Consider the following 15,778-nt stretch of genomic DNA (forward strand, 5'->3'; position numbering starts at 1 on the left):
GTCGGCAGAGACAAGGAAGACACCCGTGAGCGACGTCCGCAACGTGATCATCATCGGCTCCGGGCCCGCGGGCTACACCGCAGCGCTCTACACCGCCCGCGCGTCCCTGAAGCCGCTCGTCTTCGAAGGTGCCGTCACCGCCGGAGGCGCGCTGATGAACACCACCGACGTGGAGAACTTCCCCGGTTTCCGTGACGGCATCATGGGGCCGGACCTCATGGACAACATGCGCGCCCAGGCCGAGCGCTTCGGTGCCGAACTCGTGCCGGACGACATCGTCGCGGTCGATCTCTCCGAAGAGATCAAGACGGTCACCGACACCACAGGAAACGTGCACCGGGCCAAGACGGTCATCGTCAGCACCGGCTCCCAGCACCGCAAGCTCGGCCTGCCCCGCGAGGACGAGCTGTCCGGCCGCGGTGTCTCCTGGTGCGCCACGTGCGACGGGTTCTTCTTCAAGGACCAGGACATCGCCGTCATCGGCGGCGGCGACACCGCGATGGAAGAGGCCACCTTCCTCTCCCGCTTCGCCAAGTCGGTCACGGTCGTCCACCGCCGTGACGTCCTGCGCGCCAGCAAGGCGATGCAGGATCGTGCCTTCGCCGACCCGAAGATCAAGTTCGTGTGGGACAGCGAGGTCGCCGAGATCCACGGCGAGAACAAGCTCGCGGGTCTGACGCTGCGCAACGTCAAGACCGGTGAGACCTCCGAGCTCCCCGTCACGGGCCTGTTCATCGCGATCGGCCATGACCCGCGGACCGAGCTGTTCAAGGGCCAGCTGACGCTCGACGACGAGGGATACCTCAAGGTCGACGCCCCCAGCACCCGCACCAACCTGCAGGGGGTCTTCGCCGCGGGCGATGTCGTGGACCACACCTACCGTCAGGCGATCACCGCTGCCGGCACGGGCTGCTCCGCCGCCCTCGACGCCGAGCGCTTCCTCGCCGCGCTGTCGGACGGCGAGGCGACCGCCGAGCCGGAGAAGACCGCCTCCGCCTGACCCGCGCACCCAGCTTTCCCAACACCCACTCAGTAAGGAGATTGCCATGGCCGGCGCCACGGTGACCGTCACGGACGCCAACTTCGAAGAGGTCGTCCTCAACAGCGACAAGCCCGTCCTCGTGGACTTCTGGGCCACCTGGTGCGGCCCGTGCCGCCAGATCGCCCCGTCCTTGGAGGCCATTGCCGCCGAGCACGACGAGATCGTCATCGCCAAGCTGAACACCGACGAGAACCCGGCGACCACCGCCAAGTACGGCGTCATGTCGATTCCGACGATGAACGTCTACAAGGGCGGCGAGGTCGTGAAGACCATCGTCGGCGCCAAGCCGAAGGCCGCCATCGAGCGCGACCTGGCGGACTTCCTCGCCTGAGTCACGCCGTTCGTTTCACGTGAAACGGGCCCGCCCTCATCGAGGGGCGGGCCCGTTCTCCGTTTCACGTGAAACAGACTGCCTTACAGCGGTCGCAGGGCGGGTTCCTTCTGGACGGCTCCCAGCAGACGGTCGAGCGCCAGCTCCACATCTTCCTTCCACGAGATCGTGGTCCGCAGCTCAAGGCGCAGCCGCGGAAAGCGGGGGTGGGGCCGTACGGTCTTGAAGCCCACCGCGAGGAGATGATCTGCGGGCAGTACACACGCCGGCTCGGCCCAGCGAGCGTCGCCGAACGCCTCGATGGCCTTGAAGCCGCGCTGGATCAGGTCCTTGGCAACCGTCTGAACCATCACTCGACCCAGCCCCTGCCCCTGGAATCCAGGGGTCAGCCACGCCGTCAGCAGCTGCACCGCATCCGGCGACACCGGACTCGTGGGAAAGGCCATGGAGCGCGGCACATAGGCCGGCGGGGCATACATCACGAAGCCGGCCGGCACCTCGTCGACGTAGACGACCCGCCCGCAGGACCCCCACTCCAGCAGTACCGCCGAGATCCAGGCTTCCTTCTCCAGCTCGGGACGCCCCGCCTTTACCGCAGCCTCGCCGCTGACGGGGTCGAGCTCCCAGAAGACACAGGAGCGGCAGCGCTTGGGGAGATCCGGAAGGTTGTCCAGCGTGAGCGGTACGAGCCGACGGCCCATGAAGCAAGGTCCTCACTTCTCTCACCTGCCGCACCACGAAGCGCCGTCAGCGCCGCCTGCTCCCTGAGCAGACCACCAACGAACCCTCCGACGGCTGCGAGGCCGAACCCCGCCGCCAGCAGTCCGGTGCGGCTCACCGATCGCATGGCCCTCTCCTCGCTGTGAGGTGTCTCCACGTGGATCCGTGCCATACCCGAACGCATCGTATCCACCCTTTACGGGCACCGGTAGCGCGCGAGAGCAAAGGGCGGGCCGTGTTCCGGTATGGATTCCGGAACACGGCCCGCCCAGCTGCCGACGGTGTCAGCTCACTCTTCCTCGTTCTTCTCCTCGGCCAGCGTCTGGCCCAGGACAGGTCCCTCACCGGGGGCGAGAGTGCCGAGGATGCGCTCAAGATCTTCTATCGAGGCGAACTCGACAACGATCTTGCCCTTCTTCTGCCCCAGGTCGACCTTCACCCGGGTCTCGAAGCGGTCGGACAAACGGGAGGCGAGGCCGGTCAGCGCGGGGGACACCCGGGTACCGGCACGCGGTCCCTTCGCCTTGCTCGCGCTCTTGGGAGCCGAGCCCATCAGCTTCACGATCTCCTCGACCGTGCGCACCGACAGCCCTTCCGCCACGATGCGGTGCGCCAGGTGTTCCTGCTCCTCCGGTTCCTCCACGGAGAGCAGGGCACGGGCGTGGCCCGCGGAGAGCACGCCCGCGGCGAGCCGGTTCTGCACGGACGGCGAGAGGTTCAGCAGACGCAGCGTGTTGGAGACCTGCGGACGCGAGCGTCCGATCCGGTCGGCCAGCTCGTCATGCGTGCACTTGAAGTCCTTCAGCAACTGGTCGTAGGCGGCAGCCTCTTCCAGCGGGTTGAGCTGTGCCCGGTGCAGGTTCTCCAGGAGCGCGTCGAGGAGCAGCTTCTCATCGTCGGTGTCCCGGACGATGGCGGGAATCTTCTCCAGTCCGGCCTCACGGGACGCCCGCCAGCGGCGCTCCCCCATGATCAGCTCGTACTTGTCGGGCGCCGTCTGACGCACCACCACCGGCTGGAGCAGACCCACCTCCTTGATGGAGGTGATCAGCTCGGCAAGCGCATCCTCGTCGAAGACCGTTCGCGGCTGGCGCGGATTGGGCTTGATGGCGTCCAGCGGCACCTCGGCGAAGTGCGCGCCGACGACCTCCGACAGGCCCTCTGCCGATACCTCGGTCCCGGCCGCTTCCGTTTCACGTGAAACACCGCGCGCCGGCAGCGACGTCACCTTGGCGGCCGCCACTCCTCGCTCCGGGGTCAGCACCGGTACGGACGACGGTGACGTCGCCCCCTGTCCCACCGCAGGCCCGACATGATCCGTGCTCTGCGGTGCGGCGGGGATCAGCGCACCGAGCCCACGGCCCAGGCCTCTACGTCGTTCGCTCACTGATTCCCCTCCGAGATGCTGTGCTGTGCTTCGTAGTTGACGCTGAGGCCCTGGCCCCCGGTCTGCGGGGCTCCACGCAACGCGATCTCCCGGGCCGCTTCGAGATAGGAGAGCGAGCCGCTGGATCCCGGGTCGTAGGTGAGCACCGTCTGCCCGTAACTGGGTGCTTCGGAGATACGCACCGAGCGGGGAATGCTCGTACGGAGCACCTCGTGGCCGAAGTGGTTGCGCACCTCGTCGGCGACCTGGGACGCCAGGCGGGTACGCCCGTCGTACATCGTGAGCAGGATCGTCGAGACATGGAGCTGGGGGTTGAGATGCCCCCGCACCAAGTCGACGTTCCGCAGCAGCTGGCCCAGACCCTCCAGCGCGTAGTACTCACACTGAATCGGGATCAGTACCTCGGCTCCGGCGACCAGGGCGTTGACGGTCAGCAGGCCGAGCGAGGGCGGGCAGTCGATGAAGATGTAGTCCAGCGGCTGTTCGTACGCCTTGATGGCCCGGTCCAGCCGGCTCTCCCGTGCCACCAGGGAGACCAGCTCGATCTCAGCACCGGCCAGATCGATCGTGGCGGGAGCACAGAACAGTCCCTCCACATCCACGACCGGCTGCACCACATCGGAGAGCGGCTTGCTCTCCACCAGCACGTCATAGATCGACGGCACTTCGGAGTGGTGGTCGATACCCAGCGCCGTCGATGCGTTGCCCTGAGGATCGAGGTCGATCACCAGAACCCGTGCCCCGTGCAGGGCAAGCGAGGCCGCCAGGTTCACGGTGGTGGTGGTCTTGCCCACCCCGCCCTTCTGGTTGGCAACCACCATGACCCGAGTCTGTTCAGGCCGGGGCAGCCCCTCACCCGCGCGGCCAAGTGCCTCCACCGCCAGCTGAGCTGCACGACCGATCGGGGTGTCGTCCATCGGGGGCGGCGTTTCACGTGAAACGTCGTCCCCGAACGACTCGCTACGGGGACCGGGGACCGGATCGGTCATCGGTCCCGCGATGTTGGCGTCGGACCGCAAGGATTCACTCTCCTCGACATCAGGCTCGCAATGTTCAGAGCCTGCCATGCTTTCGGTGTCGTGAACCAGTGAGGTCCGTTCTCCTGTGGACGAATCCACATCTGTGGATACTTCCGTGACCCTTGTGGGCTTACGGTCGCGCGGCGCGGCGGCCGCACGACCGCGGCCGATGATCCCTTGCAGCAGAGAACGACGTTTCACGTGAAACACGATGCCAGCGTCGCGCCCGAATAAGCCGCGACACTCCGTCTTGGGTGGTTTTGATGGCGTTTATGGAATTAGCCCGTTCCCCTATTTCGCGGAACGGGACATCCCTCGCCTCAATGCCGGACTGATCCACACCGGCACAGGAACGTCAGCGCCGGCGCCCCCTCGACGCCCTGCTGACGCGGGCCGCCTTCGCCCGCTTGGCCGCGAAGCGCACACCGCCGGGGCTCTCGCCCACCTCGACCCGCACCACGGTGGTCGGCGGATCCACAATGCCCTCGCCCACCTGCACCACCGAGGTCTCCACCACACCGAGCTTGCTCAGCGCAGCCCGGGCGCCCTTGAGCTCCTCCTCCGCGGCATCGCCCTTGAGCGCCAGCATCTCGCCGTAAGGGCGCAGCAGCGGAACACCCCAGCCGGCGAGCCGGTCGAGCGGTGCGACGGCGCGCGCGGTCACCACATGCACCTGGGGAAGCTTGCCCATGACCTCTTCGGCTCGCCCCCGCACGACCGTGACGTGGTCGAGGCCGAGCAGCTCGACGACTTCCTGAAGGAAGTTCGTCCGCCGCAGCAGCGGCTCCAGGAGCATGATCTTCAGATCCGGGCGTACCAGCGCCAGCGGGATGCCGGGCAGCCCGGCCCCCGAACCCACATCGCACACCGAGACGCCCTCGGGCACCACCTCGGAGAGCACCGCACAGTTCAGCAGGTGCCGCTCCCACAGCCGCGGCACCTCACGCGGGCCGATCAGCCCTCGCTTCACACCCGCGTCGGCGAGCAGTTCGCCGTACCGCACGGCCTCCGGAAAGCGCTCGCCGAATACCTCCTGCGCCGCCTTAGGCGCAGGAGGGAGCTCCGCTGCTGCCTCCGTCACGGGAACCGCCCTTCCTCTGGACTGCTTTTCCTGCCGGGAACCCGGGCCTACTCACCCGGAATAACACAGAACGCTGACAACTTTTGGCCCCGCCTGCGAGCAGACGGGGCCAAAGAAAAACGGAAGTGCTGAGCGGTCAGGCCGGGAGGACAACCACTCGGCGCTGCGGCTCCTCGCCCTCGGACTCGCTGCGCAGCCCGGCCGCGGCCACGGCGTCGTGGACGACCTTGCGCTCGAACGGCGTCATCGGGTCGAGCTTCACCGGCTCGCCGGTGCCCTTGGCTTCCTCGGCCGCCTTCGCGCCGATCTCCGTGAGCTGCTCGCGCTTGCGCGCCCGGAAGCCTGCGATGTCGAGCATCAGACGGCTGCGGTCACCGGTCTCCCGGTGCACGGCCAGCCGGGTCAGCTCCTGCAGCGCCTCCAGCACCTCGCCGTCACGGCCCACCAGCTTCTGCAGGTCGCGGCTGGTCGAGTCGCTGATGATCGACACCGCGGCGCGGTCGGCCTCGACGTCCATGTCGATGTCACCGTCGAGGTCGGCGATGTCCAGCAGACCCTCGAGGTAGTCGGCCGCGATCTCGCCTTCCTGCTCCAGGCGGGTCAGGGTGTCGGTGCCCTCGGCGGCAGGGGTCGTGTCCGTCACGAAAGGACTCCTTCTTACTTCTTCGACGGGTGCTTGGGGCGCTGCTGGCCCTTGCGCTGTCCGGACTTGGCGGTGCGGGACCCGGAGGCGCCGCCCTTCTCCTTGCCGTCCTGCGTGTCCTTCTTCTCCAGCGATTGCTTCTTCGCTCCGCCCTGGTCAGAGCCCGCCGCCCCGGCACGCGTACGCTGCGCGCCGCCCGCGGCCGGAGCACCACCGGTCTGCCGCTTGGCCTTCGTCTGACGCTTGGGCTGCTGGCGGTTCTGACGCGCCTCCTCGGCAGCCTTCTTCGCCGCGATCTCGGCCGGGGCCTCGACCAGCTTGCCCGCGGCCCGCAGGCGCGCCTGGCGCTCCTCGAAGGCCTTGCTGCCCGGAGTCGGGTTACGGCGGATGACGAACATCTGCTGGCCCATGGTCCACACGTTGGTGGTCAGCCAGTAGACGAGAACACCGACGGGGAAGTTGATGCCGAAGACGGCGAACATGATCGGGAAGACGTACATCAGCATCTTCTGCTGCTGCATGAACGGCGTCTTCACCGTCAGGTCGACGTTCTTGGTCATCAGCTGGCGCTGGGTGAAGAACTGCGACGCCGACATCAGGACGATCATGATGACCGTGACCACGCGGACATCGGTCACCGAGGCGCCCAGGCTCTCGATCTTCTCCGCGCTGTCCATGAACTTCGCGGCCAGCGGCGCACCGAAGATGTGGGCCTTCTGCGCACTCTCGAGCAGCGGCTGGTCGATGACACCGACCACCTTGTTCTGCGCGATGTGGTTCAGGACCTGGTACAGCGAGATGAAGAAGGGCGACTGGGCCAGAATCGGGAGACAGCTCGAGAGCGGGTTGGTGCCCGTCTCCTTGTAGAGCTTCATCATCTCTTCGGACTGGCGCTGCTTGTCGCTCTTGTAGCGCTCCTGGATCGCCTTCATCTTCGGCTGGAGCGCCTGCATGTTCCGCGTCGACTTGATCTGCTTCACGAAGAGCGGGATCAGGCAGATACGGATCAGCACCACCAGCGAGACGATGGACAGACCCCACGCCGCGCCACTGTTCGGGTCAAAGATCAGGCCGTAGAACGAGTGGAACTGGACGATGATCCAGGAAACGGCGTAATAGAGAGGATTCAGGATCGTGTCCACGAATCAGGCTCCTTGGGCGTTGGGCTGAGTCTCGGGCTGGGTGGCGGGCTCATGGACAGCAGTCCCACCCAGACGGCTCCTCAGCCGCTGATGCCAGACCGGACGCTTCCGGGGAGGGACGTGGTCGACGCCACCGAGCGACCACGGGTTGCAGCGCAGGATGCGCCAGGCCGTCAGCGCAGTCCCTTTCACCGCGCCGTGCCGGTCGATGGCCGTATAGCCATAGTGCGAACACGACGGGTAGTACTTGCAGACCGGGCCCAGCAGAGGGCTGATGGTCCACTGATAGATCTTGATCAAAAGCAGCAGCGGGTACTTCACTGTGCGCTCCCTCCCGGGCCCCGGCCGGGGTTCCGGGAGCCCGCGGCGCTGCCACCGCCGGTCACAGCTCCCGGGGGATTGCAGCCTTTCGGCGCCCCTCCGAGCAGCCGCTCAAGGGCGGCGTCCAGGTCGCGGGCCAGCTGGTCGTGATCCGCGTCACCCGCGCCGGGCAGGGCCCGTACGACAACCAGGCTACCGGCGGGCAGCCGGTCCAGCCGGTCGCGCAGGAGATGGCGAAGTCTGCGCTTGACCCTGTTGCGCACGACCGCGATGCCAACGGCCTTGCTGACGACGAAACCCGCACGCGCCGGGGGAAGGCATTCCCCCGCTGCGTGCGGGTCCGTTGCACCGCTACGACAATGAACGACAAGGAGCGGGCGCCCGGCCCTGCGTCCCCGGCGTACCGCGGTCGCAAAGTCCTCGCGCCGCCTCAGCCGATTTTCGGTAGGCAGCACGTCATGGACCTAGGTTCGGGCTGCTCAGGCCGACAGGCGGGCGCGACCCTTGCCACGGCGGGACGCGAGGATCGCGCGACCGGCGCGGGTCCGCATGCGCAGACGGAAGCCGTGGGTCTTCGCGCGGCGGCGGTTGTTCGGCTGGAAGGTGCGCTTGCTCACTCGGGGGCTCCAGGAATGCTTGTTGTCTCAAGCGAGACAGATGTGGGGCGTCGTTGGCTGTCACCGTGCGCCCACGAGTAGCTCGCAACGCCTAAGTGCACCGCTACACGATCACCAGAGCGCGATCTTTGCCCATCGGAGGCAGGCGGCAGCAGCCATCGACAACTCGACCTGGTCACGGTACGCGCGGCTACGCCATCCGGTCAAACCGGCTCCTCGGCAGCACGAGGAGCCGCCCGTCAGGACACACTATGCACAGCCTGTGGACAACAACTTGAATCCCCAGGCCCGCCCTGACTACCGTGGCTGAACTCCGATTCCTTCCCGCCCGTCCTGAGAATCACACATTCGTGGGACTGTGAGAGAGCGTGCCCTGTGGCTGACGTACCTGCCGATCTTGCCGCAGTGTGGCCCCGCGTGCTCGACCATCTCCTCCGGGCGGAAGCCGACGGCCTCAAGCCCAAGGACCAGGACTGGCTCAAGCGCACCCAGCCGCTGGCGCTGGTCGCCGACACCGCGCTGCTCGCCGTCCCCAACGAATTCGCCAAGGGCGTGCTCGAGGGCCGGCTGGCACCGCTGATCGGGGAAGCCCTCAGCCATGAGTGCGGCCGGCCGATCCGGATCGCGATCACCGTCGACGACTCCTCCGAGGAGCCCCCGGCTCCGGCCGCGCCCACGCCGTCGCAGCACCAGCAGCACCAGTCGCCTGCGCAGCACCAGTCGCCGCAGCAGCAGGCCCCGCACCACCAGCAGCCGCATCAGTCACCGCAGCAGCACGACGCGTATGACTACGAGCGCCGCCACGACACCCGGCAGGGCTACGGGCACCAGGGCGACGACATGCCCGGCGTCCGGCCCGCCTACCCCGACTACCAGCAGCCGCGGCACGAGCCCGGTTCCTGGCCGCAGCACTCCGCCCCTCTTGCCGGCGGCCCCGGACCGCGTGACGACTACGGATGGCAGCAGCAGCACCTCGGCGGCTTCCCCGAGCGCGACCCGTACGCCTCCCCCTCGCACGTACAGCACCAGCAGCACCAGAACGACTACCGTGCGCAGGCCCCCGACCGCAGCGGACCGCCGCAACACTCCGACGGCGGGCGCTCCGCGTACGAACAGCAGCGCCGTGATCTCACCGAGCACCAGCCCGGCGGGCACAACGGCCGCTCCGGCCCCGGCGCCGTACTGCCCGCACCCAGCGGTGCGCCCGGCCCGCTCGCCGCGCAGCCCGCGCCGGCGACCGGCCCCGGTGAGCCGACCGCGCGGCTGAACCCGAAGTACCTCTTCGACACCTTCGTCATCGGGGCCTCGAACCGCTTCGCGCACGCCGCCGCGGTCGCCGTCGCCGAAGCCCCGGCCAAGGCGTACAACCCCCTGTTCATCTACGGGGAGTCCGGCCTCGGCAAGACCCATCTGCTGCATGCGATCGGGCACTACGCGCGGAGCCTGTACCCGGGGACCCGGGTGCGGTACGTGAGCTCGGAGGAGTTCACCAACGAGTTCATCAACTCCATCCGCGACGGCAAGGCGGACGCGTTCCGCAAGCGCTACCGCGACATGGACATCCTGCTGGTCGACGACATCCAGTTCCTGGCGAGCAAGGAGTCGACGCAGGAGGAGTTCTTCCACACGTTCAACACGCTGCACAACGCCAACAAGCAGATCGTGCTCTCCAGTGACCGGCCGCCCAAGCAGCTGGTCACCCTGGAGGACCGGCTGCGCAACCGCTTCGAGTGGGGTCTGATCACCGACGTCCAGCCGCCCGAGCTGGAGACCCGGATCGCGATCCTGCGCAAGAAGGCGGTGCAGGAGCAGCTGAACGCGCCGCCGGAGGTGCTGGAGTTCATCGCGTCCCGCATCTCGCGCAACATCCGCGAGCTGGAGGGTGCGCTGATCCGGGTCACCGCGTTCGCCTCGCTCAACCGGCAGCCCGTCGACCTGGGACTGACCGAGATCGTGCTGAAGGACCTGATCCCAGGGGGCGAGGATGCCGCGCCGGAGATCACCGCGACCGCGATCATGGCCTCCACCGCCGACTACTTCGGGCTGACCATCGACGATCTGTGCGGCTCCTCGCGCAGCCGGGTGCTGGTGACCGCCCGCCAGATCGCCATGTATCTGTGCCGGGAGCTCACCGATCTCTCGCTGCCCAAGATCGGCGCGCAGTTCGGCGGCCGCGACCACACGACCGTGATGCACGCCGACCGCAAGATCCGCGCGCTGATGGCCGAGCGGCGCTCGATCTACAACCAGGTCACCGAACTCACCAACCGCATCAAGAACGGCTGAGGCCGCCGGCCACCGCCACAGGCGCCCAGGGCGCCCCGGGATCCGCTCCCGGGGCGCCCTTCGCATATAGGGGAAGGGCGAGGCGGCCGGCGCCGGAACGCACGGGCGGCGGCGCCCGACGAAGCGCTCGCGTGCCGCTCCCGTACCGCTGCACAGTCGCCCGGAGCCGCCGATGCCCGCTCCCGGAGCCCTCCCGGTCTCCTCCCGGACCCGTCCCAAACCTGTGGAGCACGCCGGCTGTGTTCGATTCCGTGCCTGGTCACGGCCTCTCTCCACAGATTGGGCAAGATTCTTCCGTCCACACCCTGGGGAGAGGAAAGTTATCCCTGTGGGATCCACAGGCCGGGCTTCTGACGGAGCATCGGGGGAGGTCAGCAGCGTGTGGAATTGTGGCCAAACGCTCTCCACAGGTTGTGGACAGCGCATTCGTCCACAGGGGGGTGGATGTCTTGTCCACCGGCCGCCCACAGGAGAGCCGCTGTTGTCCCCAGCGATACCCGGCTTCTCCACACCCCTGTCCACTGTTCGGCAACGCAACACCCCTCCTCACCGCGCCGAGTGAAAGCGGTCACACCAAGGTGGTGGGTTGGGCTGTGGGGAACGTGGGTAAAGCTGGGGATGGCACTGGGGAGAAGTACCCCTCCCCTGTGCATCGGGTGTGCAGAACTTCGGGCGGTCCACAGAACCCCCGGTTTTTCCACGGCCGCCGCCCACAGGGGCAGTGGACAAAAAATCCGTGTTGACCTGCGCAAAGGCAGTTGTCCACGGTTTCCACAGCCCCTACTACTACGACCACGGATATCTACCGGGGAACTCGTTCGGAAACGGGGCCTGTGCACAAGTTGGCCGCCGGGCGTCCGGGACCGGTCGAGCCGACTTGACCCCGAGCCGCACCGACTGTCGGTGGCGTGCGTCAGACTGGTCTCCGGCAACCCAGCCGACGAAGAAGGCCAGCAGGGCGAGAGCCAGCAACAGCAGGAGGCGGTTTCCGGTGAAGATCCGGGTGGAGCGCGATGTACTCGCGGAGGCAGTGGCCTGGGCGGCCAAGAGCCTCCCGGCCCGTCCGCCGGTGCCCGTCCTCGCGGGCCTGCTGCTGAAGGCGGAGGACGGCGCACTGAGCCTCTCCGGCTTCGACTACGAGGTCTCGGCGCGGGTCTCGGTGGAGGCCGAGGTCGAGGAGGAGGGCACGGTCCTGGTCTCCGGCCGGCTGCTCGCCGACATCTGCCGTGCGCTCCCCAACCGCCCGGTGGAGATTTCCACCGACGGTGTACGAGTGACCGTCGTCTGCGGCTCCTCGCGGTTCACCCTCCACACCCTTCCTGTGGAGGAGTACCCGTCGCTGCCGACCATGCCCACCGCCACCGGCACCGTCCCCGGTGAGGTCTTCGCCGCTGCCGCCGCCCAGGTGGCCATCGCCGCCGGCCGCGACGACACCCTCCCGGTGCTCACCGGCGTACGGATCGAGATCGAGGGCGACACCGTCACCCTGGCCTCCACCGACCGCTACCGCTTCGCGGTGCGCGAGTTCCTGTGGAAGCCGGAGAGCCCGGACGCCTCCGCCGTCGCGCTGGTCCCGGCGAAGACGCTGCTGGACACCGCCAAGTCGCTGAGCAGCGGCGACACCGTCACGCTCGCGCTGTCCGGCTCCGGCCAGGGCGAGGGTCTGATCGGTTTCGAGGGCGCCGGCCGGCGGACGACGACGCGTCTGCTGGAGGGCGACCTGCCCAAGTACCGCACGCTCTTCCCGACCGAGTTCAACTCCGTCGCCGTGATCGAGACCGCCCCGTTCGTCGAGGCCGTCAAGCGTGTGGCGCTGGTGGCCGAGCGGAACACGCCGGTCCGGCTGAGCTTCGAGCAGGGCGTGCTGATCCTGGAGGCCGGCTCCAGCGACGATGCACAGGCTGTGGAGAGGGTCGACGCGGATCTGGACGGCGACGACATCTCGATCGCCTTCAACCCCGGCTTCCTGCTGGAGGGCCTGTCCGCCATCGACTCCCCGGTGGCCCAGCTGTCCTTCACGACGTCCACCAAGCCGGCGCTGCTGAGCGGCCGCCCGGCCAAGGACGCCGAGGCGGACGACGCGTACAAGTACCTGATCATGCCGGTGCGGCTGTCGGGCTGACGCTCGCAGCGCGCGGGTCGGCCGCGCGCTGCGGCACACGCCGGTGCGGCCGTCGGCCGGCACCGGACCGAGCGCCCGGACGCTCATCGGAGCCCTTGCGGCGACTGGCTGACAGGGCCCCGATGAGCGGCTGAGCCCACAGCTGTGCACGGACCTGCGGGCGTAGGCTCGGACTCGGGAACACCAGCAACGACTACGTGCAAAGAGGGTCTCTGATGGAGCTCGGTCTCGTCGGTCTCGGCAAGATGGGCGGCAACATGCGCGAGCGCATTCGCCGCGCCGGCCACACCGTCGTCGGTTACGACCGCAACCCGGACCTGGCGGATGTGAACAGCCTCCAGGAGCTTGTGGGCAAGCTCAAGGGTCCGCGGGTGGTCTGGGTCATGGTGCCGGCCGGCGCCGCCACCCAGTCCACGATCGACGAGCTGGCCGAGCTGCTCTCCCCGGGCGACATCGTCGTGGACGGCGGCAACTCCCGCTGGACCGATGACGAGAAGCACGCCGAGGAGCTCAAGGCCAAGGGCATCGGCTTCGTCGACTGCGGTGTCTCCGGTGGCGTCTGGGGCCTGGAGAACGGCTATGCGCTGATGTACGGCGGCGAGAAGGACGACGTCGCCAAGGTGCAGCCGATCTTCGACGCCCTCAAGCCCGAGGGCGAGTTCGGCTCGGTGCACGCCGGCAAGGTCGGCGCCGGCCACTTCGCGAAGATGGTCCACAACGGCATCGAGTACGCGATGATGCAGGCCTTCGCCGAGGGCTGGGAGCTGCTGGAGAAGGTCGACTCCGTCACGGACGTCCGCGAGGTCTTCCGCTCCTGGCAGGAGGGCACGGTCATCCGCTCCTGGCTGCTGGACCTGGCCGTCAACGCGCTGGACGACGACGAGCACCTGGAGAAGCTGCGCGGTTTCGCCCAGGACTCCGGCGAGGGCCGGTGGACCGTGGAGGCCGCCATCGACAACGCCGTGCCGCTGCCCGCGATCACGGCCTCGCTGTTCGCGCGCTTCGCGTCCCGCCAGGACGACTCCCCGCAGATGAAGATGATCGCCGCGCTGCGCAACCAGTTCGGCGGCCACGCGGTCGAGAGCAAGAAGTAAGCAACCCGCAGTAACCGCAGTAGCGGCAAGGAACAGGAAGCCGGGGGAGGTCGGCGCACCGCCATGCACGTATCGCATCTGTCGCTCGCCGACTTCCGCTCGTACGCCCGGGTCGAGGTCCCGCTCGACCCGGGCGTCACGGCTTTCGTGGGCCCCAACGGCCAGGGCAAGACCAACCTGGTCGAGGCGGTCGGCTATCTGGCCACGCTCGGCAGCCACCGGGTCTCCTCGGACGCCCCGCTGGTGCGGATGGGCGCCGAGCGGGCGGTCATCCGTGCCGCGGTCGTCCAGGGCGAGCGCCAGCAGCTGATCGAGCTGGAGCTGAATCCCGGCCGGGCCAATCGGGCCCGTATCAACCGGTCCTCGCAGGTCAGACCGCGTGATGTGCTGGGCATCGTACGGACGGTGCTGTTCGCGCCGGAGGATCTGGCGCTGGTCAAGGGCGACCCCGGGGAGCGCCGGCGGTTCCTGGACGAGCTGATCACCGCGCGCTCGCCGCGGATGGCCGGGGTGCGTTCGGACTACGACCGCGTCCTCAAGCAGCGCAACACCCTGCTCAAGACCGCGGCGCTGGCGCGACGGCACGGCGGGCGGCAGATGGACCTGTCGACGCTGGACGTATGGGACCAGCACCTGGCGCGGGCCGGGGCCGAGCTGCTGGCGCAGCGCCTCGATCTGATCGCCGCGCTGCAGCCGCTCGCGGACAAGGCCTATGAGCAGCTGGCGCCCGGCGGCGGGCCGCTGACGCTGGAGTACCGCGGTTCGGCGGGCGAGGCGATGGCCGCCGCCTCGACCCGCGAGGAGCTCTACGGCGTGCTGCTGGCGGCGCTCGGCGAGGCCCGCAAGGGGGAGATCGAGCGCGGGGTGACGCTGGTCGGCCCGCATCGGGACGATCTGCTGCTCAAGCTGGGGCAGCTGCCGGCCAAGGGGTACGCCAGTCACGGTGAGTCCTGGTCGTATGCGCTGGCGCTGCGGCTGGCCTCGTACGACCTGCTGCGCGCCGAGGGCAATGAGCCGGTGCTGGTGCTCGACGACGTCTTCGCCGAGCTGGACGCGCGGCGCCGGGAGCGGCTGGCGGAGCTGGTGGCCCCGGGCGAGCAGGTGCTGGTGACCGCCGCGGTGGACGACGATGTGCCCGGGGTGCTGACCGGCGCGCGCTACGCGGTGGCGGACGGTGCCGTGCAGAAGGTGGCCTCGTGAGCGAGCGGAGCGAGCGAGCCATCAGAAGGCACGCGCCTGGCGAATGCGAGGCCGACCGGAGCGAGGTCTCGGCGTGAGCGACGAGCAGTCAGGCCGCCCCAAGCCTCCGGAGCTGTCCGGTGTGGATCTGGCCCGGCAGGCGCTGGTGGCCGCCAAGGAGCAGGCGCGTGCGCGGGGGGCGGCCGCACAGCAGAAGAAGCAGGCCCGGCGCGGCGGGCTGCGCTCGGGTGCGCGGGCGGACGGCCGCGATCCGCTGCCGCTCGGGGCGGCGATCAACCGGCTGATCACGGAGCGCGGCTGGGAGACCCCGGCCGCGGTCGGCGGGGTGATGGGGCGCTGGCCGCAGCTGGTCGGGCCCGAGGTGGCGCAGCACTGCGAGCCGCAGAAGTACGACGAGGACGCCCGGGTGCTGACGGTGGGGTGCGACTCGACGGCGTGGGCGACGCAGCTGCGGCTGCTGGCGCCGACGCTGGTGGCGCGGCTCAACGAGGACCTGGGCCACGGCACCGTAAAGCTGATCAAGGTGCTGGGTCCCGGCGGTCCCGCGCGCCGGTACGGAGCGCTGCGGGCACCGGGCAGCAAGGGCCCCGGAGATACCTACGGGTGAGCCCCCGGACGCCGGTAAACACATGAGGCGGATGAGACTCCGCTCACGGTAGCCGGCGGTTGACAGTCGGAAGCGCTGAGTGCCCGCGTGAGCGTCCTGGGGCCCCTTCTCGGATATGGGGAGTCGGCGGACGCCAGTTCAGGGCGGCACATGACGACTCAGGTGC

At 68.6% G+C, this 15,778-nt stretch carries 15 protein-coding genes and 1 pseudogene; 7 read left to right on the top strand and 9 right to left on the bottom strand.

Annotation, left to right across the window (positions count from 1 at the left end; translation table 11 throughout):
• Positions 1 to 25: 25 nt before the first annotated feature.
• Positions 26 to 1,000, top strand: a complete 975-nt coding sequence (gene trxB / locus AC0680_RS03700) for a thioredoxin-disulfide reductase (protein ID WP_478624625.1) — start codon at positions 26 to 28, stop codon at positions 998 to 1,000.
• A 46-nt stretch (positions 1,001 to 1,046) separates the two neighbouring features.
• Entirely contained in the window at positions 1,047 to 1,373 is a 327-nt protein-coding gene (gene trxA, locus AC0680_RS03705; RefSeq protein WP_384424235.1) for a thioredoxin, read from the top strand.
• 83 nt (positions 1,374 to 1,456) lie between these two features.
• On the opposite strand, the gene AC0680_RS03710 is transcribed toward trxA, so the two are convergent.
• The 9 genes and pseudogenes from AC0680_RS03710 to rpmH form a co-directional block, all read right to left on the bottom strand.
• Positions 1,457 to 2,074: a GNAT family N-acetyltransferase gene (locus AC0680_RS03710; RefSeq protein WP_478624627.1), complete on the bottom strand. Its 618-nt coding sequence runs from the start codon at positions 2,072 to 2,074 to the stop codon at positions 1,457 to 1,459.
• 308 nt (positions 2,075 to 2,382) lie between these two features.
• On the bottom strand, positions 2,383 to 3,480 hold the full coding sequence (locus tag AC0680_RS03715) for a ParB/RepB/Spo0J family partition protein (protein WP_478624628.1): 1,098 nt from the start codon (positions 3,478 to 3,480) through the stop codon (positions 2,383 to 2,385).
• Positions 3,477 to 4,547, bottom strand: a complete 1,071-nt coding sequence (locus AC0680_RS03720; RefSeq protein WP_384424619.1) for an AAA family ATPase — start codon at positions 4,545 to 4,547, stop codon at positions 3,477 to 3,479. The genes AC0680_RS03715 and AC0680_RS03720 overlap by 4 nt, the downstream gene beginning before the upstream one ends.
• Before the next feature lie 307 nt (positions 4,548 to 4,854).
• Positions 4,855 to 5,580, bottom strand: a complete 726-nt coding sequence (gene rsmG / locus AC0680_RS03725) for a 16S rRNA (guanine(527)-N(7))-methyltransferase RsmG (RefSeq protein WP_467657914.1) — start codon at positions 5,578 to 5,580, stop codon at positions 4,855 to 4,857.
• A 136-nt stretch (positions 5,581 to 5,716) separates the two neighbouring features.
• The gene (locus AC0680_RS03730) at positions 5,717 to 6,223 is read right to left on the bottom strand and encodes a Jag family protein (protein WP_393485754.1); all 507 of its coding nucleotides are present in this window, start codon (positions 6,221 to 6,223) and stop codon (positions 5,717 to 5,719) included.
• A gap of 14 nt (positions 6,224 to 6,237) precedes the next feature.
• A complete protein-coding gene (yidC, locus tag AC0680_RS03735) occupies positions 6,238 to 7,365 on the bottom strand; it encodes a membrane protein insertase YidC (RefSeq protein ID WP_478624630.1) in 1,128 nt (375 codons plus the stop codon).
• 3 nt (positions 7,366 to 7,368) lie between these two features.
• On the bottom strand, positions 7,369 to 7,686 hold the full coding sequence (gene yidD / locus AC0680_RS03740) for a membrane protein insertion efficiency factor YidD (protein ID WP_393485750.1): 318 nt from the start codon (positions 7,684 to 7,686) through the stop codon (positions 7,369 to 7,371).
• An 86-nt stretch (positions 7,687 to 7,772) separates the two neighbouring features.
• Positions 7,773 to 8,141, bottom strand: a pseudogene (gene rnpA / locus AC0680_RS03745) (ribonuclease P protein component); the annotation flags it as partial.
• Positions 8,142 to 8,165: 24 nt separating this feature from the next.
• Positions 8,166 to 8,303 (bottom strand): 50S ribosomal protein L34, encoded by a 138-nt coding sequence (gene rpmH, locus AC0680_RS03750; RefSeq protein ID WP_003949374.1) that lies wholly within the window; start codon positions 8,301 to 8,303, stop codon positions 8,166 to 8,168.
• 375 nt (positions 8,304 to 8,678) lie between these two features.
• Between rpmH and dnaA the strand changes: the two genes are divergently transcribed.
• From dnaA to AC0680_RS03775, 5 genes are all read left to right on the top strand, one after another.
• Positions 8,679 to 10,589, top strand: a complete 1,911-nt coding sequence (dnaA, locus tag AC0680_RS03755) for a chromosomal replication initiator protein DnaA (RefSeq protein ID WP_478624631.1) — start codon at positions 8,679 to 8,681, stop codon at positions 10,587 to 10,589.
• Between the two features lie 991 nt (positions 10,590 to 11,580).
• On the top strand, positions 11,581 to 12,711 hold the full coding sequence (gene dnaN / locus AC0680_RS03760) for a DNA polymerase III subunit beta (RefSeq protein ID WP_033266997.1): 1,131 nt from the start codon (positions 11,581 to 11,583) through the stop codon (positions 12,709 to 12,711).
• 215 nt (positions 12,712 to 12,926) lie between these two features.
• On the top strand, positions 12,927 to 13,805 hold the full coding sequence (gene gnd / locus AC0680_RS03765) for a phosphogluconate dehydrogenase (NAD(+)-dependent, decarboxylating) (RefSeq protein WP_399145855.1): 879 nt from the start codon (positions 12,927 to 12,929) through the stop codon (positions 13,803 to 13,805).
• A gap of 63 nt (positions 13,806 to 13,868) precedes the next feature.
• Entirely contained in the window at positions 13,869 to 15,005 is a 1,137-nt protein-coding gene (recF, locus tag AC0680_RS03770) for a DNA replication/repair protein RecF (protein ID WP_478624633.1), read from the top strand.
• Positions 15,006 to 15,078: 73 nt separating this feature from the next.
• Positions 15,079 to 15,612: a DciA family protein gene (locus tag AC0680_RS03775; RefSeq protein WP_478624634.1), complete on the top strand. Its 534-nt coding sequence runs from the start codon at positions 15,079 to 15,081 to the stop codon at positions 15,610 to 15,612.
• The last annotated feature ends 166 nt before the right edge of the window (positions 15,613 to 15,778 follow it).

Source organism: Streptomyces sp. NPDC043738 (genome assembly GCF_056436545.1).